Raw genomic sequence first — 22,501 nt, forward strand, 5'->3', positions numbered from 1 at the left:
GTGCTCTCCAGTGAGCACGCGTCAATCGGGCCACACGCTAGCGGGAACACGTTCTCGCTCGCAAAGATGACCAACTTGTGGATGCGCCCGAAGTGGACGTACCACCACGAAGCAGACCCTCACACGATCCAACGACGCAGTCTCGAAATGGCTATCGGCTTCAGCTGGCCTTTTTTGAGGTTTTTTTCGCGGTCTTCTTCGCCGGGGCCTTCTTGGCGGCCGCCTTCTTCGCGGTCTTCTTCGCGGCCGGCGCCTTCTCCGGGGCCTTCCCGGGCGCCTTCTCCGGGGCGTCCCCGCGGGCCGCGCTGGCCGCCTCGACGCTGCGCTGGAGCGCGGCCAGCAGGTCGACGACCTCGCCGCCGCTCTTCCGGGCCTCCGGGGCGTGCTTGACCTCGCCGCCCTCGATCTTCGCCTTGACCAGGGCCTCGACCGCCTCGCGGTAGTCGTCCTCGAACTCGTCGGGGTCGAAGTCGCCGGCCAGGGTCTCGACCAGCATCTTCGCCATCTTCACCTCGGCAGGCTTGGCATCCTCGACGTCGACCGACCCGAAGTCCGGGTTCCGGATCTCGTCGGGCCACATCATCGTCTGCAGCACGATCACGTCGTCGCGCACCCGGAGCACCGCCAGCGACATCCGGTTGCGCAGCGAGACCGTCACCAGCGCCATCCGGTCGGCCTCCTCGAGGGCCTGGCGGAGGAGGGCGTAGGGCTTCGCGCCGGTCTTCTCCGGCTCCAGGTAGTAGGACTTCTCGAACAGCATCGGGTCGATCTGGTCGCTCGGCACGAACTTCTCGACGCTGATCTCCCGGCTGCTGGCCGCCGGCAGGTCCGCCATGTCCGCGTCGTCGAGGATGACCATCTCGCCGTCCTCGGTCTCGTAGCCCTTGGCGATGTCGGCGTACGCGACCTCCTCGCCGTCGAGGCTGCAGACCCGCTGGTACTTGATCCGGCCGCCGTCCTTGGCGTGCACCTGGCGGAAGGAGATGTCTTTGCTCTCCGTCGCCGAGTAGAGCTTCACCGGGACGCTGACCAGCCCGAACGAGACCGCACCCTTCCAGATCGCACGCATGGGTCCAGCATGGTCGGAGAATCCGCCGAACGCCACCGACCTTCTGCTCACAGCCTCCTCACAAGGTGCCCCGACCGCTGCCACAGGCCCGCTCCCGAGGCTGTGCCCCATGTCGAGAACACCGATCGCTGGGCGCATTCCTGGGCTCATCCCTGGGCGCCTGCGCGCCGTACGACGTCGTTGGTGGGTGGTCGTCGCGGCCGTCCTCGTCCTCGCCGGAGCGGGCGCCTGGTTCGGGCTCGCCTCGGGCGACGACAGCGCGGGGGTCCAGCGGATCACCGCCACGGTCGCGACCGGCACCTACAAGGACACCGTGTCGGCGAGCGGGACGATCACCCCGAAGAAGGAGGCGGACGTCGCCTTCACCTCCTCCGGGACGGTCACCGCGGTCGAGGTGGCGGTCGGGGACAAGGTCACCCGGGGCGACGTGCTCGCCCGGATCGACGACGACGTGCTCGTCGCCCAGCGCGCGGCGGCCCAGGCCCAGGTCGACGCGGCGCAGAGCCAGCTCTCCGAGGACTCGGGCGCCTCGTCCACCCAGGTCGCCGCGGACGAGGCCGCCCTCGCGTCGGCCCGGTCCCAGCTCGCCGAGGCCGCCGACGCGGTCGGGAACGCCACCCTGCGCGCCCCGTTCGCGGGTACCGTCTCGGTCGTCGGCTACGCGGTCGGCGACACCGTGGGTGGCTCCACCGGCGGCAACGGCTCCGCGGCCGCCGGCGGGTCCGACGGCGCGACCGCCGCGATCACCGTGATCACGCCGCGCCGCCTCCTCGTCGAGGCGAACGTCTCCGCGGCCGACGTGAGCCGGCTCAAGACCGGGATGCAGGCCGAGATCACCCCGACCGGCGGCGGCGACGTCGTCTACGGAACCGTGACCGAGGTCGGTGTCATCGCCTCGGCCTCCAGCAGCGGGGCCGCCCAGTTCCCGGTGACGATCGAGGTGACCGGTACGCCGGCCGGCCTCTACCCGGGTTCGAGCGCGACGGTGGCGATCACCGTGAAGCAGGCCACCGACGTGCTGGCCGTGCCGACCGCGGCGCTGCACAGCGACGCGGACGGCACCACCTACGTCTACGTCGTCCGGGACGGCAAGCGGGTCAGGACGACGGTGAAGACCGGCACCGCGTACGGCGCCCAGACCGAGGTCCTCTCCGGCGTGAAGGCCGGCGACGAGATCGAGGTCGTCACGATCTCCGGCCAGCGCGGCACCGGCACCAACCGGAACCGGCAGGGCGGCAACCTCACCTTCCCGGGCGGCGCTGAGCTGCCCGGCGGCGGCCAGCTTCCCCCGGGCGGCTTCTCCGGCCAGTTCTCGGGGAGCGCCGGATGAGCCCGGACCAGGCTCCGGTGATCGCGTTGGCGGGCGTCCGCAAGACCTACGACACCGGCGCGATCGCCGTCGAGGCGCTGCGCGGGGTCGACATCCGGATCGAGCACGGCGAGTACGTCGCCGTCATCGGGCCGTCCGGCTCCGGCAAGTCCACGCTGATGCACATCCTCGGCTGCCTCGACGTCCCGACCGAGGGGCACTACGAGCTCGCCGGGCGCGACGTCAGCGACCTCGACGAGGTCGACCTCGCCGGGATCCGCAACGCCGAGATCGGCTTCGTCTTCCAGCAGTTCAACCTGCTCCCGGACATGACCGCGGTCCGCAATGTCGCCCTGCCGCTGGTGTACGCCGGCATCGGGGCGGCCGAGCGCGAGCAGCGGGCCCGCCGGGCGCTGGAGCGGGTCGGCCTCGCCGACCGCGGCGACCACCGTCCCGGGGAGCTCTCCGGCGGTCAGCAGCAGCGGGTCGCCGTCGCGCGGGCGCTGGTGACCGAGCCGTCGCTGATCCTCGCCGACGAGCCGACCGGCAACCTGGACTCGCGCTCCTCGGCGGACGTCCTCGGGCTCTTCCGCGAGCTGCACGAGACCGGCCGCACCCTCGTCCTGATCACCCACGACCAGGAGGTGGCCGACGCCGCCGACCGGGTGCTGAGCATCTACGACGGTGCCATCCGCGACGACCGCCGCAACGCGGTGGGGGTCCGGGCATGAACTGGCTCGAGACCCTCCGCACGGCCGGCGACGCAGTCCGCGCGCACCGGCTGCGGTCACTTCTGACGATGCTCGGCATCGTCATCGGCATCTCGTCGGTCGTGCTGACCGTCGGGCTCGGCCTCGGCGCCCAGGACAAGGTCCGCTCCCAGATCGACTCGCTCGGCTCGAACCTGCTGATCGTCTCGCCGGGCAGCAGCACCGCGAGCGGCGGCGTACGGGGTGGCTTCGGGTCCGCGGCGACGCTGACCGTGGCCGACGCCGAGGCGCTCGCCGACAGCCGGGTCGCGCCGGACGTCGCGAAGGTCGCCCCGGCGACCGCGTCCTCGACGTCGCTCACCAACGGCACGACCAACTGGACGACCAAGGTGGTCGGCACGACCACCACCTGGCAGGACGTCCGCTCCCGGACGCTCTCCTCGGGACGGTTCTTCACCGCCGCCGAGCTCGACCGGGCGGCGAACGTCGTCGTGCTGGGCCCGGACACCGTGGACGAGCTCTTCGACGGCCGCGACCCGGTGGGCCGGACCGTGACCGCGGACGGCACCTCCCTCACCGTGATCGGCGTCCTGGACGTCTCCGGCGCGAGCTCCGACGACGCGAACGAGGACGACCTGGCCGTCGTGCCGATCACGACCGCGCAGCGCCTCTCCGGCTCGACCAGCAGCTCGGTGGCGAACATCTACGTCCAGGCGGACAGTGCCGGCACCCTGTCGGCCGCCTACCAGGAGGTCGACGCCGCGCTGCTGACCTCGCACGACGTGACCGCCAGCGCGGCGGACTTCTCGATCGCCACCCAGGACGCCCTGCTGGAGACCGCCAACTCGACCAACCGGACGATGACCATCCTGCTCGGCGGCGTCGCGGCGATCTCGCTGCTCGTCGGCGGCATCGGGGTCATGAACATCATGCTCGTCTCGGTGACCGAGCGGGTCCGCGAGATCGGGCTCCGCAAGGCGCTGGGCGCCACCCCGGCCGCGATCCGCAGGCAGTTCCTCCTCGAGGCGTCGCTGCTCGGCGTCGCCGGGGGAGTGATCGGCTCGGTGCTCGGCGTCGTCGGCGCGCTGGTGCTGCCGAGCCTGATCGACCAGCCCGTCAGCATCTCCGCCCCGGCGATCCTCGCCGCCCTCGGGGTGGCCCTCGGGATCGGCGTCGGCTTCGGCGTCTACCCGGCCAGCCGCGCCGCCCAGCTCACCCCGATCGACGCGCTCCGCAGCGAGTGACCCCCGCACCCATGACAAGGAGAACCCGTATGACCCGCACCCTGATGTCCCTCCGCCCGCGCGTCACCCCCGGTGCGGCGCGCAAGGTCGCCGCCGTCTGCGGCGCCGGCTTCCTGCTCGTCGGCGCCAGCGCCTGCGGCGGCGGGGACGACCGGACCGCCACCGGCAGCACCGGCGAGGGGAACCAGCCCCAGCAGCAGAGCGTCGGCGGCGACCAGGGCCGGTTCCCGGGGGCCGACGGCAAGGTGGCCGCGGTCTCCGGCTCGACCGCCCAGGTGCAGAGCCAGGCCGATGGCCAGGTGGCGGTGACCTGGAACGGGTCGACCACCTTCACCCGGCAGGTCGCCGGCTCGCTGGCCGACGTCGCGGTCGGCAGCTGCGTGGTGGCCCTGCCCGCGGCGAGCGCCACGGACTCAGGTCCCGGGAGCGACGCCGCCGCGACCGCGGTCACCGCCGCGACGGTGACGATCACGACCAGGACCGACGGCACCTGCACCGGCGGCTTCGGGGGCGGCCCCGGCGGCCGGCCCCCCGGCGGTCGGCTCCCCGAGGGCGCGACCCCGCCCTCGGGCCGGGTCCGGGTCGGCGGCTTCGGCGCCATCGGCGCCATCGGCGAGGTGACCGCGGTGACCGGCACCGGCTTCACCGTGAAGACCGTCCGGCCGACCGGCGCACCGTCGGCGGGCAGCACCCCGACGACGGAGGAGACCCAGATCAGCGTCACCGTCACCGGCGCCACGACGTACACGAAGACCGTGCCGGGAGCAGCCGCCGACGTGGCGGTGGGGCTCTGCCTGCGGGCGAACGGCACCGCCGACAGCACCGGCGCGGTCACCGCGAAGACGGTCGCGCTCAGCGACCCGACCGACGGCGAGTGCGGCGGGATGATGTTCCGCCGCGGCACCGGCACGGCGCAGGGGTCCTGACGTGCGACTGCAGCGCAGGCGACTCACCTGGCCGGTGCTGGTCGCGGTCGGGGTGGTCCTGGTCGGCGGCGGCGCGGCGTACGCGGTGGTGAGCGGCGAGGACACCCCGGACTACCGGACCGTGGCCGCGACCCGCGGGGACGTGCAGCAGACGCTCACGCTCTCCGGTCTCGTGGACGCCGCCCGCCGCTCCGACCTCGCCTTCGGCACCGACGGCACCGTCGCCGAGGTCAAGGTGGCCCAGGGGCAGAAGCTGAGGGCCGGCCAGGTCGTCGCCGTCCTGGAGACCGCATCGCTCGACGCGGCGGTCACCGACGCCCGGGCCGCGCTGGCGAAGGCCGAGGCCCAGCTCGAGTCCGACCAGGACGCGCAGACCGCCAGCGTCGCCGACGCGGCCAGCACCCCCACGACACCGAAGGGCGCCGCGAAACCCTCCGCCGGCACCGGCGCCTCGGCGGCGCTGCTCGCGAAGCTGAAGGCGCAGCAGCAGGCCGTCCTGAAGGCGCAGAGCGCGGCGTCGGCCGCCCTGGTCGCGGCGAAGGAGGCACTCGCGGCGCAGACCAGCGCCTGCACGGACGCCTACCAGGCGAGTGCCACCGACGACCAGAACGCCGCCTGCGACGCGGCGCTGGCCGACGTCCAGGCCAAGCAGGCGGGCGTCAAGGACGCGCAGGACGCGCAGGCCGACGCGCTCGCCGCCCTGAATTCCACGCTGAATTCCACGCTCTCCGGCACGCTCGGCTCGGTGGAGGCGCGCACCTCCGCGGCCACCGCCGACACCCCGTCCGGCAACGGGAGCGGCTCCACCACCGGGGCGACCGGCGGCACCGTGACGGCAGCCCGGCTCGCCGCCGACCAGGCCCGGATCGACCAGGCCGAGGCCGACCTGATCACCGCCAGGGCCGCCCGGGCGAAGACGGCACTCCGCGCGACGCGGACCGGCACGCTCGCCTCGCTGGATCTCGCGGTCGGCGACCCGGTCAGCGCCGGGACCGCGGTCGCGGTGGTCGTCGGCGGGAAGGCGGTCACGCTGACCGGGAGCGTCTCGGAGAGCTCGGTCCGGCAGCTGAAGGTCGGTCAGACGGCGCGCGTCACCGTGCCGGGGTCGACCGCCGGCACCCAGGGCACGGTGACCGCGATCGGGATGACCGCCGACACCTCGACCGGGAGCACGACGTACCCGGTCACGGTCACCGTCGAGGACCCGACGATCGCGCTCCCGACCGGCTCGCGCGCCCAGGTGAGCATCGTGCTCGCCACGGTCGGCGACGTCGTCACCGTGCCGACCTCCGCGGTCAGCCGCAGCGGCGGCACTGCCGTGGTGCGGACCTGGGACGGCAAGAACCTGACGCGCAAGCAGGTCACCCTCGGCGTCGTCGGGGCCCGGTCGGTCGAGGTGACCGACGGCCTCGGGGCCGGTACCCGGGTCGTCCTCGCCGACGCCGGCCGGGCCATCACCGGCGCCAGCGACGAGCTCGGCCAGCGCGGGGGCTTCGGTCCGGGCGGCGGCCCGGTCGTCCAGTTCCGTGGTGCCGGCACCGGCGGCGGACCGGTGACCTTCGGAGGTCCGGGCAAGTAGGCGGACTGCCTGACAGGATGGCTCGCATGCAGCCGATGCTCGCGACCCGGGGCGACCACGTCCCCGCCGGCGACGGCTGGGTGCACGAGGTCAAGTGGGACGGGATCCGGGCGCTCGTCGACGTGAGCGACGGGCGGGCCCGGATCTACACCCGCAACGAGAACGAGGTCGCGGTCGCCTACCCCGAGCTCCGCGGTCTCGGCGGGCTCGCCGAGGACCTGCTGCTCGACGGCGAGATCGTCGCGCTCGGTGACGGCGTGCCGTCGTTCGGGGCGCTCGCCGACCGGATGCACGTCCGCGACGCCGTGAAGGCGGCCCGGCTGGCGCAGACGAACCCGGTCACCTACCTGGTCTTCGACGTGCTCCGCCTCGACGGGGAGGACCTGACCCGGCGCCCGCTCGTTGAGCGCCGCGAGATCCTGCTCGGCCTCGGCATCTCCGACGGTTTCGGGGACGGCGAGCGGATCGCCTGGCAGGTGCCGCCGACGTACGACGACGGCGCGATGCTGCTCGACGCCGCCGAGGCACAGGGGCTGGAGGGGATCGTCAGCAAGAGGCTGAGCAGCCTGTACCGGCCCGGCCAGCGCAGCAAGGACTGGCTGAAGTTCCCGATTCGGCCGACCGGGTCCTACGTCGTCGGCGGCTTCCGGTACGAGACCGGCAGCGCAGATCGGAAGGGACCGGGCCGGCTCGGCGCCGTGCTGGTGGGCGAGCCCACGGCCGACGGCCTGGTCTTCCGCGGCCGGGTCGGGTCGGGGATCGCCGGCAAGGCCGGACAGCGGCTCGGTGAACTGCTCCGCCCGCTGGTCACCGACGTCGCGCCGTTCACCGAGGACCTGCCGCGGCTCGACGTGGCCGGCACCGTGTGGGTCGAGCCGCGGGTGGTCGTCGACGTGCAGTACCTGACCCTGACCACCGACGGCCGGCTCCGCCAACCCGCCTACCGGGGCGTGCGGACCGACCTCGACGTCGCGGACCTGGAGGGCCCCTGATGGTGGAGCGGACCGAGGTGCAGGTGAGCGTGGACGGGCGGGTGCTCACGCTGGTGAACCTGGAGAAGGTGATGTACCCCCGCACCGGCACCACCAAGGCGGAGGTGCTCAACTACTACGCGCGGGTCGCGCCGGTGATGCTGCCGCTGCTCGCCGACCGTGCCGTCACCCGGATCCGCTGGCCGCACGGGACGGGTGACAAGTCCTTCTTCGAGAAGAACGCCCCCGCCGGCATCCCGAGCTGGCTGCGCGTCGTCACCGTGCCGACCAGTGGCTCCCGCAGTGCTGCTCGGGGAGGGGCGTCCCAGGAGGAGAGCGAGCTGCGGTTCCCGGTGATCGACTCGCTCGCCGCGCTCACCTACCTGGTCAACCTGGCCTCGCTCGAACTGCACGTGCACCAGTGGACCGTCGACGCGGAGGGCCGGCCGGTGAACCCGGACCGGATGGTCGTCGACCTCGACCCGGGGGAGCCTGCCGGGCTGATGGAGTGCAGCCAGGTGGCGCTGCTGGTCCGTGACCGGCTCGCTGCCGACGGCCTGGACTGCTGGCCGGTGACCAGCGGCTCCAAGGGCCTCCACCTGTACGCCGACCTCCCCGGCCGCGAGCGCACCTCGAACGAGGTCCGTGACTACGCCAAGGGGATCGCCGAGGAGCTCGAGGCCGCGCAGCCGAAGCTGGTCGTCTCGCAGATGACCAAGGCGCGGCGCAGCGGGAAGGTCTTCCTGGACTGGTCGCAGAACGTCGGCGCGAAGACGACCATCTCGCCGTACTCGCTGCGCGGACGGGACTTCCCGACGGTCGCGGCACCGCGGACCTGGGACGAGGTCGAGGCCGGGGCCGAGGACCCGCTGGGCCTGGAGCACCTGCGGTTCGAGGAAGTGCTCGACCGGCTCGGGTGAGCTGCGCGATCGCGCCGACCCTGCTGTGTTTCTCCCGACGCGCCATATCCGTTGATGAATTGACAACTAAGTTGATCGACTTTAATGTTCCACCTGTCGTCACGAGTACTGGTGCTAAGCCCCGGCTGGCCAGTCGGCAACCCTCCTCCGCGGTGGGGTGCCCCGGGTGAAGACGCGGCCCGCTGCGCAGTGCAGCCGGGCAAGTGCGGACTCGGACTCGGGTCCCTGGACCGAGGACGGACCCATGACTGCCCACGACACTCTCGTCGACCTGCCTGCGGCCGGCGCGGAGCCGCTGGCCGCGCTCGTCGGCGCGGACCTCCAGGTCCCGCTGGTGACCGGCGGCACCGCGCGCTACGTCAACCTCGACCACGGGGCCAGCGCGCCGGCGCTCCAGGCGGTGGCCGGCCGGGTCGCGGAGTTCCTGCCGCACTACGCCAGCGTCCACCGCGGCGCCGGCTTCCCGTCGATCACCAGCACGGCGGCCTACGAGGCGGCCCGGCGCTCGGTCGCCGCCTTCGTCGGCGCCCGGCCCGACGACGTAGTCCAGGTGGTGCGCAACGCCACCGACGCCTTCAACCTGCTCGCCACCGCCGTGCCCGGCGACGTCGTCCATCTCGACCTCGAGCACCACGCGAACCTGCTGCCCTGGCGCGAGCGGGGGAGCCGGGTGGTCGCGGCCGGGAGCACGGTCGCCGCGACCCTCTCCGCCCTCGAGGCCGAGCTCGCCCGGACCCCGGCCGCGCTGCTCGCGGTCACCGGCGCGTCCAACGTCACCGGCGAGCTCCTCCCGCTCGCCGAGCTCGCCGCGCTCGCGCACCGCCACGGTGCCCGGATCGCGGTCGACGGCGCTCAGCTCGTCCCGCACCGGCGGGTCGACGTGGCGGCGCTCGGCCTCGACTACCTGGCCTTCTCCGGCCACAAGCTCTACGCCCCGTACGGCGCCGGCGTGCTCGTCGGCCGGCGGGACTGGCTGGACGCCGCGCCGCCGTACCTGGCGGGCGGGGGAGCGGTCCGCCGCGTCACGGTCGGGGGAGCCGTCTGGACGACCTCGCCGGCCCGGCACGAGGCCGGCACCCCGAACGCCGTCGGCGCGGTCGCGCTGGCCGCGGCCTGCGACGCCCTCGCGGCGATCCCGGCCGAGGTGCAGGAGGCACACGAGCGCGACCTCCGTGGCCGGCTCGCGGCCGGGCTGACGGCGCTCCCGGGCGTCCGGCTCCTCACGCTCTGGGACGGAGAGGTCGACGCCGTCGGGCTGGTCACGTTCACCGTGGACGGTTTCCCGGCCGAGCTGGTCGCGCAGTACCTGTCGGCCGAGCACGGGATCGGCGTCCGCGACGGGCGGTTCTGCGCGCACCCGCTGCTCGACCGGCTCCACGACGGCCGCACCGCGGTCCGGGCGAGCCTCGGACTCGGGTCCGCCCGCGGCGACGTCGACCGGCTGGTCGCCGCCGTCCGTGCCCTGGTCGAGTCCGGTCCGGCGTGGACCTACTCCGACGAGCACCTGCCGGTGCCCGACCCGCGGCCGCTCCCGCTCGGCCTGGTCTGACCGTTCTCGGCGGGTCGACGTGCGCCGTCGTTCAATCTTAAGTTAAGTTAGTTAGTAGACATTAGATAGAAGAAGGGGGATCCGCCCGTGAAGTGGCCGGACCTTGTTGCACTCGCCCTGGTGGTCGTCGCCTACGTCGGCATCCACCTGCTCCGCCGCCGGAAGGTCAACTTCAGCCTGCTGACCCTGCTCGCGCTCGCCGTCGGCATCCCGATCGGCCTGGCCGCCCGCGGTCACGCCGACTACATCGAGCCGATCGGCCGGATCTACATCAACATCCTGCTCGCCGCCGTGGGCCCGCTGATCGCGGTGGCGATCATCTCCAGCATCGCCTCGCTCGGCGGCCTCGAGAAGCTGCGCACCATCGGCCTCCGCTCGATCTTCTGGCTGCTGCTCAGCAACGCGATCGCGGTCGTCCTCGCCCTGGGCGTGGGTCTCGCCACCGGCACCGGCTCGGGCCTCGACGAGAAGGTCGGGGGACAGCAGCTCTCGGTCCTGGAGAACTCGGTCCAGAACTTCACCGACGTCGTCGTCGGGTTCTTCCCGGTCAACGTGGTCGGCGACTTCGGCGCGAACCACATCATCCCGATCATCCTGATCTCGGTGACCCTCGCGGTCGCCTACCTGTCGCTGAAGGAGCGCGACGCGGTCGCCGTCAAGCCGTTCGGCGACCTCGTCGAGGCGCTCAAGCTCGTCGTCTTCAAGGCGGTCGGCTTCGTGATCGGCCTGACGCCGTACGCGATCGTCGCGCTGACCGCGACCGTGGTCGCCAACACCGTCGACCTCGGCGACAAGTTCTGGTCGCTGCTCGGCCTGCTCGGCCTGGCCTGGGGCACCTGCTTCGCGCACACCTTCCTGGTCAACAGCGTGATCCTGCGGACCGCCGCCGACGTCGCGCCGGTGCCGTTCTTCAAGAAGATCTTCCCGGCCCAGGTGACCGCCTTCACCACGCAGAGCAGCGTCGGCACCCTCCCGGTGACCACGGACGTGCTCACCCGCCGGGTCGGCGTGCACCCGGAGGTCGCGCACTTCACCGCGCCGCTCGGCACCACCATCGGCATGCCGGGGTGTGCCGGCATCTGGCCGATGCTCATCGCCGTGTGGGGCATCAACGCCTACGGCATCCCGTACGACGCCAAGGACTACGTCGTGCTCGCCGTCCTCGGCACCCTGGTCTCGATCGGCACCGCCGGTGTCCCCGGCACCGCGACCGTCGCCGCGGCCACCGTCTTCGCCGCGGCCGGTCTGCCGCTGGACTTCATCGCGGTCACGCTGCCGATCAGCACGATCGCCGACATGGCCCGCACCGCCACCAACGTCACCGCCGCGGCCGTCAGCGCCACCGTCGTCGCCCGGCAGACCGACCTGCTCGACGACGAGATCTTCGCGGGCCGCGCCGAGTTCGTCGAGGACCAGCCCGAGAACGAGATCGCGATCGACGAGGACGAGCTGACCTCGGTCCTCGACGTCGAACCGCTCACCGCCACCCGCCTGTCCACCCCGGTCTGAGCACCGGCGCCCACCCCTCACCCCCACAGGAAGAAGACCATGAAGCGCTCCCTCTCCACCGCGATCGCCGCCCTCGGCCTGCTCGCGAGCACCGTCGCCCTCGCCCCGTCCGCCGACGCGGTCACCAACCCGGCGGACAACCCGCACAAGATCACCGTCAAGGGCGACGACGGTCAGACCTACGTCGACGGCCAGGACACCCTGCCCGGCTACGACGACGAGGAGTGCACCTACATCCCCGGTGCCTGGTTCGACTTCGACAACAACCGGGTCCACTACGCCGACGGCCAGTCGATCCCGTGGACCGAGTGGGACCGCGCCACCGGCTACAAGGAGTGGAAGGCGAAGCAGGGCACGCCGTCCTCCGGCAGCACCTCCGGCGCCACCAAGCCGTCCTCCGGTGCGACCAAGAAGCCGACCAGCACCCCGAAGCCGGCGGGCACGACCAAGTCGTCGGGCACGACCAAGTCGAGCTCGAACGGCGCGGCGGCGGCTTCCGGCGCGACCACCGACGCGGCCACCCCGTCGGCCGGTACGACGCCCACCGCCGGCGACACCCCGACCGCGGGTGCGACGCCGACCGAAGCCGCGACCCCGACCGACGCCGCGACCACCGGGGAGACCGACGAGGTGACCCTCGCCTCCGGTGCGCCCGCCGAGTCGGCCTCGACCGACCGCGAGGACGGCGGCACCGGCTCGGCCGGCCTGCTGATCCTCGGTGGTCTGGCCGGCGCCGGCCTGATCGCCTTCGCCGGCTACTCGGTCCTCGGCCGGAAGCGCCGTTCGGCCTGACCCCCGCGGGAGGTCTCCCGCATCCCTGAACGACCACCTCGAGGGGGCACCGGCCCCCTCGGGCGGGCCCGTGCGCCCAACTCCACCCCGAGAAAAGGATGAACACAGCCATGAGCACCAACACCTTGCGGCGCCTCGTCGCCGCGGCCGCGGGCCTCGCGCTCGTCGCCCCGGTGGCCACCGGAGCCCTCGGCGCCGCCAGCGCCGCACCGGCCCGCAGCGCCGCCACGGCGGTCGACACCACCTACCTGTCGGACACCTTCCCGGGCCTGTCGGCGAGCCCGGTCCTGGAGACGGTGACCTACGACCGGTTCCAGTGGCTGCTCCAGCAGAGCGGTCAGTTCGCCTTCGTGATCGGCTCCGCGAGCGACGCCGGCTTCCCGGCCAAGGTCGTCGCCGCCGAGGCCGCCGCCAAGGCCGCCGGTGCCGCGAAGGTCTACTGGTTCGACCCGAACCTGTCCGGCCAGACCGGCGTGAAGAACCTCGACACCCGCAACCCGGGCGGGATCAACCTGGCCGCCGCCTCGCAGACGATCTTCGGCAACACCTGGAAGAACGTCCTCGGCCAGTACCTGGGCAACGGCGTGAAGTCGGTGCCGAACGCCGCCGGCACCTCGGTGACGGTCACCGCCGACGACACGGTCGTCAACGACGTCGACGACCCGCTGTGGGACTACCGCAGCAGCCCGGCCGCGACCCCGGTCGGCGCCGGTGACGACATCTTCTTCGTCTACGACAAGGCGCACACCGGGACCGGCGGCGCGGCCGACAAGGTGCTCAGCTGGGTGAACCTGTCCAGCACCGCGGACGTCGCCACCGCCACCACCGCCGCGCTGACCGCGGCCGGTGGCGCCGCCACCCTGGACCAGAAGAGCCAGTTCGACTGGTGGAAGGACGCGGCGAACAAGAAGCACGACCTGGCCTACGCCGATGACGCCCGGTACGGCGGCAACATCCTCGACGACGCGGACGACGCCGACGGCTGGCGGGTCAAGCAGATCACCTACCCCGAGCTGCTGCACCTGCTCCAGGTCAAGGACAGCGCCGACAAGAACTTCGTGATCCTGTTCGGCGGCACCTGGTGCCACAACACCCGGGCCGTGCTCAAGCACGTGAACGCCGAGGCCCAGGAGAACGACGTCACGACGGTCTACAACTTCGACCTCGTCCTCGACGGCGGCACCACCAACGGCACCAACGGCGGCAGCAACCCGATCCACGTGCGGGACAACGCCAACAGCGGTAGCACGTTCAACTACCGGCCGTCGTACCTGTACGGCGACGTGGTGCGGACCTACTTCAAGAACCTGGTCACCGAGTACGACCCGAACTCAGGGACGCGCGTCTCCTACTACCCGAACGGCGACCTGACCGCGTTCCCCGACGTGGTCCGCAAGCTCCAGGTGCCGTTCCTGATCAACTACCAGCGCGGTAACGGCACCAACCCGGTGTCGACCGCGGTCAAGCGGCAGTGGATCCAGCAGAACACCGACTCCTCCACCGGCCTGCCGACGTTCAAGGAGTACATGACCGAGTGGTGGTTCAGCCACCCGTCCGCCCAGCTCGGCCTGAGCTTCGCGATCCCGGCCGACGAGTCCACCCTGGACGCGGCCCAGAAGCAGCAGCTCACCCAGGCGCGCGCCAACGTCGCGTTCGCCCAGGACGGCCTGAACAAGCTGGACGACTTCTTCGGCGGCCTGCCCGGCGCGGTGGTCTCCACCCAGACGGTCACCGCCCCGGCCGTCGCCTACGGCACCGCGCCGACGGTGACCCTGGCGATCGCCAACAAGTACGGCCGGATCCCGGCCGGCACGGCGACGCTGACCGTGGCCGGGCACGCCTACCCGGTGCCGGTGGCCCAGAACGCCGCGGTCTTCACGGTCGCGAAGCTGGTCCCGGGCTCCTACCCGTTCACCCTCGCCTACACCGGTGACGACCAGATCGTCGGCTTCGGCAGGACCGGCACCCTGACCGTCACCAAGGCGAAGGTCGGCGCGACGACCGGCAGCGTGGTCACCCTGCCGACGTCGAAGAAGGCCGGCAAGTACCGCGTCGTCGTCGCGACGCCGGCCGGCCTGGCCAAGGCCACCGGCAAGGTCACCGTCACCCTCACCAAGGGCGCGGCGAAGAAGACCGTGGTCGGCACGCTCGGCGCCGGCGTCGGCGCGGCGACGGTCACGGTGCCGAAGCTGGCGAAGGGGACCTGGAAGGTCGCCGTCGCCTACTCCGGCGACGCCCGGTACGTCGCCGCCAAGACCGCGACCAAGGCGGTCGTGGTCAAGAAGTAGGGACCCGTCGGCCCATGGATAGGCCCATGGATCGGCCCCGCGCGCCCGGCGMCCCCSGGCGCGCGGAGCCGGCACCCTCCCGGGGCGGGTAGGCTCGACTCTCGTGGCAGCACGCGACTTCGAATCCGAGATCAAGCAGCTCCAGGCGACCATGGGCACCATCGAGAAGGTCCTGGACCTGGGGTCGATGCGCGCCGAGATCGCCGCACTCGGCGAACAGGTCGCCGCACCGGACCTGTGGGACGACCAGGCGAACGCCCAGCGCGTGACCGGCCGGCTCTCCGCCCTCCAGGGCGAGCTGGAGAGGTTCACCTCGCTGGCCTCGCGGATCGAGGACGTCGAGGCGCTCGTGCAGCTCGGGCAGGAGGAGAGCGACGCCGACTCGCTCGCCGAGGCCGAGGCCGAGCTGGACCGGGTGCACAAGTCCGTCGAGCAGCTCGAGGTCCGTACCCTCCTCTCCGGCGAGTACGACGCCCGCGAGGCGATCGTCAGCATCCGTGCCGGCGCCGGTGGTGTCGACGCCGCGGACTTCGCCGAGATGCTGATGCGGATGTACACCCGCTGGGCCGAGCGGAACAACTACTCCGTCGAGGTCTTCGACACCTCCTACGCCGAGGAGGCGGGCCTGAAGTCCGCGACCTTCGCCGTGCACGCGCCGTACGCCTACGGCACGCTCAGCGTCGAGGCGGGGACCCACCGGCTGGTCCGGATCAGCCCGTTCGACAACCAGGGTCGCCGGCAGACCAGCTTCGCCGCGGTCGAGGTGGTCCCGGTACTGGAGCAGACCGACGAGATCGACATCCCCGACGAGGAGATCCGCGTCGACGTGTACCGCTCCGGCGGTCCGGGCGGCCAGTCGGTCAACACCACCGACTCCGCGGTCCGGCTGACCCACCTGCCGACCGGCGTGGTCGTCTCCTGCCAGAACGAGAAGTCCCAGCTGCAGAACAAGGCCAGCGCGATGGTGGTCCTCAAGGCCAAGCTGCTCGCCCTGAAGAAGGCCGAGGAGAAGGCTCAGCTCGACGAGCTGCGCGGCGACGTCCAGGCGAGCTGGGGCGACCAGATGCGCAACTACGTGCTGAACCCGTACCAGATGGTCAAGGACCTGCGGACCGAGGTCGAGTCCGGCAACCCGCAGGCCGTCCTGGACGGCGAGATCGACTCGTTCCTCGAGGCCGGGATCCGCTGGCGCCGGGGCGCGGACTCCAAGTCCGGCTAGCGCCGCACGCGGCCGAGCCGAGCCGCGGAGTTATCCACAGATCCGAATTCGGCCCTTGTGTCCCCAAAACCGTCCTCCGTACGGTTTGTGCCGATCGAGCCCCGCCCGGGGTCCGACGGACGTGAGGGATGACAGATGCTCCGATGGAGGAAGACGGCCGCGACGGTCGCCGCGATCACCCTGGGAGCCTCGCTCCTGGCCGCCTGCGGGGGTGCCGGCGGTGACGGCGGTGGTGACGGCGGCCCGGCACACGGCGGCACGCTGAAGCTCGGCACGCTGGTCGCGCCGACGACCTTCGAGGCGCCGAACCTGAACTGGGCCAACGAGTCGCCGTACGCCCAGGCGGTCTACGACACCCTGCTCCGGGCCTCGACCGACAACGCGATCGAACCCGGCCTCGCGACCGCGTGGTCCTGGGACGACGCCCGGACCGCGCTCACCCTGACGCTGCGCGACGACGTGAAGTTCACCGACGGCAGCGACCTCACCGCCGAGACCGTGGTCGCCAACCTCACCGCCCGCCAGAAGGGCACCTCGACCAGCGCCTCGGTGCTGGCCGGGATGGTCTCGGCGAAGGCCGCCGACGCCACCCACGTCGTGATCACCCTCAAGGCGCCGGACCCGGCGTTCGAGACCTACCTGACCCAGGCGACCGGCACCGTGGAGAGCGCGAAGGCTCTCGGCGGCAAGGACGCGGCGACCACGCCCGTCGGCTCCGGCCCCTACCTGCTCGACCCGAAGGAGTCCGTCCCGGGGAGCTCCTACGCCTTCACCCGCAACCCGGAGTACTGGGACGCCGGCCAGCAGCACTACGACAAGATCGTGATGACCGTCTACCCGAACGCGACCGCGATCCTGAACGCGCTGCAGGGCGGCCAGCTCAACGCCAGCGCGTCGCCGAGCACCTCGATCGCGGCGCAGGCGGAGAAGGCCGGCAAGAAGGTGCACACCCTCGAGCTCAACTGGCAGGGGCTGATGCTCCTCGACCGTGACGGGACGCTGAACCCGGCGCTGGGGGACGTCCGGGTCCGGCAGGCGATCAACTTCGCCTTCGACCGCGCGGGCATGGCCAAGGCGATCGCCGGCGGCTACGGGACGCCGACCACGCAGGTCTTCCCGCCCGGCTCCCCGTCGTACGACAAGGCGCTCGACGACGCCTACCCCTACGACCCCGCCAAGGCCAAGAAGCTGCTCGCCGAGGCCGGTTACGCCGACGGGTTCACCCTGAAGATGCCGAACCTGGCCGCGCTCGGGACCACCACCCCGACCTTCGTCAAGCAGGCCCTGAAGGACGTCGGGATCAAGGTCGAGTACGTCGACGTCGACATCTCCAACATCATCGGCGAGGTGCTCGCGCCGAAGTTCGCGGCCACCACCTTCCTGCTGCAGATGGACCCGAGCGACTGGCAGCTGGCGTCGTTCCAGATCGCGCCGAAGGCGACCTTCAACCCGTTCCACACCAAGGTGGCGGAGGTCGACGACCTGCTCGCCAAGCTCCAGACCGGCACCCCCGCGGAGGCGGCGACCGCCGGCAAGGCCCTCAACCGGTACGTCGTCGAGAACGCCTGGTTCGCGCCCTGGTTCCGGCCGCAGACGATCTTCGTCACCGACGCCGGCACCGACGCCACGATGCAGCCGGGCAACGCCTACCCGTACCTGGCGAACATCGAGCCGAAGGCCTGACCGGGAAGCCCGATGCTGCGCTTCGTCCTCACCAGGCTGCTCAGCGGGATCGCGCTGTTCGCAGCCGCCTCGTCGCTGGCCTTCCTCCTCCTCAACGTCGGGGCCGGCGACGTGGGGCGGTCGGTCCTCGGACCGACCGCCCCGCAGGCGGCCGTGGACGCCAAGAACGCGGCGCTCGGGCTCGACGACCCCGTCGTCGTCCGCTACCTGTCCTGGGTCGGGCACGCCCTCTCCGGGGACCTCGGCACGTCCTGGTTCACCAGCCAGCCGGTCACCGGCACGATCGTCAGCCGGCTCTCGGTCACGCTCACCCTGGTGGTCGGGGCGACCCTGCTGACCGCGGTCGCGGCGACCCTCCTCGGGGTCACGGCCGCGCTCCGCGGGGGCTGGGCCGACCGGGTCGTGCAGGTGGTCGCGCTCCTCGGCTACGCGATCCCGGGTTTCCTGCTCGCACTGCTGCTGGTGCGGCTCTTCGCCCTCGATCTCGGCTGGTTCGCGCCGACCGGCTTCGTCCCGTTCCCGGAGTCGGCCCGTGGCTGGCTGGGCACCGCGACGCTGCCGATCGTCGCGCTCTCCGTGGGTGCGACCGCCGCGGTGGCGCTGCAGGTCCGCGGGGCGATCCTCGACGCGCTCCGCCAGGACTGGGTCCGGACCCTGCGCAGCCGCGGCCTGTCCGAGCGGCGCGTCGTGCTCAAGCACGTGCTCCGCAACGCCGGCGGCCCGGCGCTCACGGTCCTGGGCCTGCAGTTCATCGGGCTCCTCGGCGGAGCGGTGATCGTCGAGCAGATCTTCGCGATCCCCGGACTCGGTCAGATGTCGGTCACCGCGACCGCGACCGGCGACGTCCCGGTCGTGATGGGACTGGTGATCGCGGTGGGGACGCTCGTCGTCCTCGTCAACCTGGCCATCGACCTGGCCCAGGGCGTCCTCAACCCGAAGGTGAGGGTCCGATGAGCACCCGACCGGTCCGTGACCCGCTGCACCGCCGCCTGCTGCGCAACCCGCTCGGCGTGGCTGCCGCGGCCTTCCTGCTGCTGGTCGTGCTGGCGGCCGCGCTCGCCCCGCTGCTCGCCGCGCACGACCCCAACCAGGCCTCGCTCAGCGAGGTGCTGCGGCCACCGGGCCACGGCCACCTGCTCGGCACCGACGGCTCCGGCCGCGACGTCTGGGCCCGGCTCCTGCACGGCGCCCGGTTCAGCCTCGGCGGCGCGCTGCTGGCCACGCTGGTCGGTGCGCTTCTCGGGATCAGTCTGGGCCTGCTCGCCGGCTACTTCGGCCGTTGGCTCGAGACCGTCGGCTCCGGCCTGAGCAGCCTGCTGATGACGCTGCCCGGCATCGTCGTGCTCCTCGCGGCCCGGTCGGTGCTCGGCTCCTCGCTGTGGGTCGCGATGTCGATCCTGGGCGTGCTCGTCTTCCCGGCCTTCTACCGGCTGGTGCTCACCGCGGTCGAGGGCGTCAAGCACGAGCTGTACGTCGACGCGGCCCGGGTCTCGGGGGTGACCGACACCCGGATCGTGCTCCGGCACATCCTCACCGTCGTCCGGGCGCCCGTGATCATCCAGGCGGCGATCGTGATGGGCATCGCCGTCGCCGTCCAGGCCGGACTCGACTTCCTCGGCTTCGGCGACCGGAACGTTCCCACCTGGGGAGCGATCCTCAACGATGCCTTCACCAACATCTACACGCGGCCGGCACTGCTGGTCTGGCCGGTGCTGGCCATCGGGCTGACCGCGATCGCGCTCGCGCTGCTCGCCAACGCGCTGCGCGACGAGCTCGAGCGCTCCGGTGGTCCGGCCGCCACCTCCGGGGACCTGCCCGTCGAGGAGGCCCCGGCGGTCGTCCACGGTGACCGCGGCGGCGACGTCGGCGACCCGCTGCTCCGCATCGACCGGCTCTGCGTCGGCTACGAGCAGGCGGACGGGACGGCCAAGCGGGTCGTCCGCGACGTCTCGCTGGTCGTGCGCCGCGGCCAGGTGCACGGGCTGATCGGCGAGTCCGGGTCCGGCAAGACCCAGACCGCGTGGTCGGTGCTGCGGCTGCTCCCGCCCGGCGGCCGGATCCTGTCCGGGGAGATCCGCTTCGACGGGGTCGATCTCCGGACCGCGTCGAGCACTGCCATGACGTCGTTGCGCGGCCGCCGGATCGGCTACGTGCCGCAGGAGCCGATGTCGAACCTGGACCCGGCGTTCACCGTCGGCAGCCAGCTCGTCGAGCCGATGCGGGCCGCGCTCGGTCTCGGCAAGGACGAGGCGCGGCGGCGGGCGCTGGACTGGCTCGACCGGGTCGGCATCCCGGACCCGGAACGCACCTTCGGCAGCTACCCGCACGAGCTCTCCGGGGGTATGGCGCAGCGCGTCCTGATCGCCGGCGCGGTGTCGTGCGAGCCGGCGCTGGTGATCGCCGACGAGCCGACCACGGCGCTCGACGTGACCGTCCAGGCCGAGATCCTCGACCTGCTGCGCATGCTCCAGACCGAGCTCGGCCTCGCCATCCTGATCGTCACCCACAACCTGGGCGTCGTGGCCGACCTCTGCGACCACGTCTCGGTGATGCGGGCGGGCCGGATCGTCGAGACCGGCCCGGTCCGCTCGGTCTTCGGCGCGGCCCGGCACCCGTACACGGTCGCGCTGCTGGAGGCGATGCTCGACGACGCCGCACCGAGGGAGGCCCTCGCATGACCGCACCGCTGCTCGACGTCCGCGACCTCGTCGTGGAGTACCCGCGCTCCGGCGCGCGTCGCAGGCCCTTCCGGGTGCTCGACGGCGTCTCGCTCGACGTGCGGCCGGGGGAGACGGTCGGCCTCGTGGGGGAGTCCGGCTCCGGCAAGTCGACGCTCGGCCGGGCCGTGCTCGGGCTGGCCCCCGTCACCAGCGGCACCATCCGGTACGACGGCCGCGACATCAGCCGGCTCGGGCGGTCCGCCCGCCGCGCCCTGGCCGCCGAGATCCAGGTCGTCTTCCAGGACCCGTACTCCTCGCTCAACCCGTCGCTGACCATCGGGGAGACCCTCGAGGAGCCGCTGCGCGTCCAGCGGGTCGACCCGGCCGAGGCCCGGTCCCGGGTCGCCACCCTGCTCGACCAGGTGCAGCTGCCCGCGGACGCGGTGCACCGGTTGCCGCGCGAGTTCAGCGGCGGTCAGCGGCAGCGGGTCGCGATCGCCCGGGCGCTGGCGCTCTCGCCCCGGCTGGTCGTCTGCGACGAACCGGTCTCCGCGCTCGACCTGTCGACACAGGCGCGGGTGCTCGAGCTCTTCCGGGAGATCCAGGAGCGGACCGGGGTGGCGTACCTGTTCATCTCCCACGACCTCGGCGTGGTCCGGCACCTCAGCCACCGGGTCGCCGTGATGTACCACGGCGACCTCGTCGAGACCGGTGACGGGGACAAGGTGACCTCGGCCCCGGACCACCCCTACACCCAGCGCCTGCTGCTGGCGGCCCCGGTCGCCGACCCCGTGCGCCAGGCGCGCCGACGCGAGGAGCGTCAGCGGGTCGCCGCCTCCCAGAAGTAGGCGAAGGTCCCGGCCATGTCCAGGGCGGGGTCGAGGAGCCACTGGCCCTGGAGGCCGTCGGCGACCGCCATGGTGAGGACGGCGAGCTTCTCCGGGTCGAGATCGGCGGACAGGGTGCCGGCGGCCTGCTCCGCGCGTACGCGACCCTCCACCAGGGTGCAGAACCGGGCGCGCCGCTCGACGAAGAAGCCGTGCGCGGGGTGGTCGGTGTCGCTCGCCTCGGCGGCGAACCGGTGGTAGAGCCGGACCAGGCCGGGCACATCGGCGTTGTGCCGGATCGCGCCCGCGACCGCGTCGCCGAGGTCGGCGGCCCGGTCGTCGGGGAGGAAGGCGGCGAGGTCGAGCTCGTCGCGGCGGCGCAGGACCTCGGCGAACAGCTCGTCCTTGGAGGAGAAGTAGTGCATCAGGCCGGTCTTGGTCAGCCCCACCGCGTCGGCGAGCGCCTGCAGCGTGGCGTGCCCGTAACCGACCCGGGCGACCACCTCGAGCGCCGTACGCAGGATGTCGTCCCGCTTCGCCACACCCTTGGCGTAGGACCCTCGGCGCGTCATCGGCTCAGCGCTCGGTGTCCAGCGAGTTGGCGACCGCCACGCACCAGGCGTCGGCGTCGGCACGCAGCGCCTGGGCCGACTCCTGGCCCGATTCCTTGCCGACGAGCTCGCAGGTCAGCCAGGTGGCGCCGAACAGGCCGGCGTGCCGGACCCGGGTCCGACCGCCGCTGAGCGCGCACACCTGGAGCGCCCCGGGGTTGCCGAAGGTGGCCGCCGGTTGCGTGGTGCAGCCGGCCTTCCCGCGACCGTCCGCGATCACCTCACCGCCGAACGCGGCGGTGACCGGCCGGGCGAAGACCCAGGCACGGGCGACCCGGTCGGTGCCGGTCCAGGCGCAGCCGAACTCGTGGGCGAGGTCGGAGCCGGCGTCCTCCAGCGGGGGAGTGTCGCCGTTGCCCCAGCTCGTCGACGTGATGTCCGCACCGCCGAGGGCGGTGTCGACGGCCTTCCGGGGCACCAGGTCGCAGAAGGCGACCCGGACCAGGTCCATCGAGCCGGGGTCGACCTGGGCGATCGACGTCGGCGTCGGCGTCGGCTTCGGGGCGGCCTCGTCCGGACCGCCGCAGCCACCGGCCGTGCCGAGGGCGAGCAGGCCGGTGGCGACCAGGGCCGTCGTCCGGAAGCGCATGCCGTGAACCGTAGCCCGGTCGTGTGCCTGTGGACGCGCCCGGGCG

General features: G+C 72.5%; 19 protein-coding genes and 1 riboswitch. Of the genes, 16 read left to right on the top strand and 3 right to left on the bottom strand.

Annotated features, from left to right (window positions below):
* Positions 1-160: 160 nt before the first annotated feature.
* Complete coding sequence (gene ku, locus AB4Y76_RS05275) at positions 161-1,069, bottom strand: non-homologous end joining protein Ku (RefSeq protein ID WP_441922854.1); 909 nt, start codon at positions 1,067-1,069, stop codon at positions 161-163.
* Between the two features lie 109 nt (positions 1,070-1,178).
* On the opposite strand from ku, the gene AB4Y76_RS05280 reads away from it, so the two are divergent.
* From AB4Y76_RS05280 to AB4Y76_RS05355, 16 genes are all read left to right on the top strand, one after another.
* Entirely contained in the window at positions 1,179-2,399 is a 1,221-nt protein-coding gene (locus tag AB4Y76_RS05280; RefSeq protein WP_441922856.1) for an efflux RND transporter periplasmic adaptor subunit, read from the top strand.
* Positions 2,396-3,109 carry an ABC transporter ATP-binding protein gene (locus AB4Y76_RS05285; RefSeq protein WP_441922858.1) on the top strand — a complete coding sequence of 238 codons (714 nt, stop codon included), beginning with the start codon at positions 2,396-2,398 and terminating at the stop codon, positions 3,107-3,109. The genes AB4Y76_RS05280 and AB4Y76_RS05285 overlap by 4 nt, the downstream gene beginning before the upstream one ends.
* A complete protein-coding gene (locus tag AB4Y76_RS05290) occupies positions 3,106-4,332 on the top strand; it encodes an ABC transporter permease (protein WP_441922860.1) in 1,227 nt (408 codons plus the stop codon). Before AB4Y76_RS05285 ends, AB4Y76_RS05290 begins: the two co-directional genes overlap by 4 nt.
* A 29-nt stretch (positions 4,333-4,361) precedes the next feature.
* Positions 4,362-5,258 (top strand): hypothetical protein, encoded by an 897-nt coding sequence (locus tag AB4Y76_RS05295; RefSeq protein WP_441922861.1) that lies wholly within the window; start codon positions 4,362-4,364, stop codon positions 5,256-5,258.
* Between the two features lies 1 nt (position 5,259).
* The gene (locus AB4Y76_RS05300; protein WP_441922862.1) at positions 5,260-6,837 is read left to right on the top strand and encodes an efflux RND transporter periplasmic adaptor subunit; all 1,578 of its coding nucleotides are present in this window, start codon (positions 5,260-5,262) and stop codon (positions 6,835-6,837) included.
* Positions 6,838-6,863: 26 nt separating this feature from the next.
* Positions 6,864-7,829, top strand: coding sequence for an ATP-dependent DNA ligase (locus AB4Y76_RS05305; RefSeq protein ID WP_441922864.1), 966 nt, complete (start codon positions 6,864-6,866; stop codon positions 7,827-7,829).
* The gene (ligD, locus tag AB4Y76_RS05310) at positions 7,829-8,728 is read left to right on the top strand and encodes a non-homologous end-joining DNA ligase (protein WP_441922866.1); all 900 of its coding nucleotides are present in this window, start codon (positions 7,829-7,831) and stop codon (positions 8,726-8,728) included. The genes AB4Y76_RS05305 and ligD overlap by 1 nt, the downstream gene beginning before the upstream one ends.
* Before the next feature lie 97 nt (positions 8,729-8,825).
* Positions 8,826-8,940, top strand: a riboswitch (SAM riboswitch).
* 32 nt (positions 8,941-8,972) lie between these two features.
* Positions 8,973-10,277, top strand: a complete 1,305-nt coding sequence (locus AB4Y76_RS05315) for an aminotransferase class V-fold PLP-dependent enzyme (RefSeq protein WP_441922868.1) — start codon at positions 8,973-8,975, stop codon at positions 10,275-10,277.
* Between the two features lie 87 nt (positions 10,278-10,364).
* Positions 10,365-11,786 carry a dicarboxylate/amino acid:cation symporter gene (locus AB4Y76_RS05320; RefSeq protein ID WP_441922870.1) on the top strand — a complete coding sequence of 474 codons (1,422 nt, stop codon included), beginning with the start codon at positions 10,365-10,367 and terminating at the stop codon, positions 11,784-11,786.
* Between the two features lie 39 nt (positions 11,787-11,825).
* Positions 11,826-12,578 carry a hypothetical protein gene (locus AB4Y76_RS05325; RefSeq protein ID WP_441922872.1) on the top strand — a complete coding sequence of 251 codons (753 nt, stop codon included), beginning with the start codon at positions 11,826-11,828 and terminating at the stop codon, positions 12,576-12,578.
* A 110-nt stretch (positions 12,579-12,688) separates the two neighbouring features.
* Entirely contained in the window at positions 12,689-14,866 is a 2,178-nt protein-coding gene (locus tag AB4Y76_RS05330; protein ID WP_441922874.1) for an Ig-like domain-containing protein, read from the top strand.
* A 103-nt stretch (positions 14,867-14,969) separates the two neighbouring features.
* Entirely contained in the window at positions 14,970-16,085 is a 1,116-nt protein-coding gene (prfB, locus tag AB4Y76_RS05335; RefSeq protein WP_441922876.1) for a peptide chain release factor 2, read from the top strand.
* A gap of 135 nt (positions 16,086-16,220) precedes the next feature.
* Positions 16,221-17,768, top strand: coding sequence for an ABC transporter substrate-binding protein (locus AB4Y76_RS05340; RefSeq protein ID WP_441922878.1), 1,548 nt, complete (start codon positions 16,221-16,223; stop codon positions 17,766-17,768).
* Between the two features lie 12 nt (positions 17,769-17,780).
* The gene (locus tag AB4Y76_RS05345) at positions 17,781-18,722 is read left to right on the top strand and encodes an ABC transporter permease (protein ID WP_441922880.1); all 942 of its coding nucleotides are present in this window, start codon (positions 17,781-17,783) and stop codon (positions 18,720-18,722) included.
* Positions 18,719-20,446 (top strand): dipeptide/oligopeptide/nickel ABC transporter permease/ATP-binding protein, encoded by a 1,728-nt coding sequence (locus AB4Y76_RS05350; RefSeq protein WP_441922882.1) that lies wholly within the window; start codon positions 18,719-18,721, stop codon positions 20,444-20,446. Before AB4Y76_RS05345 ends, AB4Y76_RS05350 begins: the two co-directional genes overlap by 4 nt.
* The gene (locus AB4Y76_RS05355) at positions 20,443-21,276 is read left to right on the top strand and encodes an ATP-binding cassette domain-containing protein (protein WP_441922884.1); all 834 of its coding nucleotides are present in this window, start codon (positions 20,443-20,445) and stop codon (positions 21,274-21,276) included. The genes AB4Y76_RS05350 and AB4Y76_RS05355 overlap by 4 nt, the downstream gene beginning before the upstream one ends.
* Here the strand turns inward: AB4Y76_RS05355 and AB4Y76_RS05360 are convergent.
* Together AB4Y76_RS05360 and AB4Y76_RS05365 are read right to left on the bottom strand one after the other, a co-directional pair.
* Positions 21,249-21,827 carry a TetR/AcrR family transcriptional regulator gene (locus AB4Y76_RS05360; RefSeq protein ID WP_441922886.1) on the bottom strand — a complete coding sequence of 193 codons (579 nt, stop codon included), beginning with the start codon at positions 21,825-21,827 and terminating at the stop codon, positions 21,249-21,251. The two genes, AB4Y76_RS05355 and AB4Y76_RS05360, sit on opposite strands and share 28 nt — an antisense overlap.
* Positions 21,828-21,831: 4 nt before the next feature.
* Positions 21,832-22,455, bottom strand: a complete 624-nt coding sequence (locus tag AB4Y76_RS05365; protein WP_441922888.1) for a hypothetical protein — start codon at positions 22,453-22,455, stop codon at positions 21,832-21,834.
* Between the last annotated feature and the right edge of the window lie 46 nt (positions 22,456-22,501).

The organism is Marmoricola sp. RAF53 (assembly GCF_052114005.1).
GTDB lineage: Bacteria > Actinomycetota > Actinomycetes > Propionibacteriales > Nocardioidaceae > Marmoricola.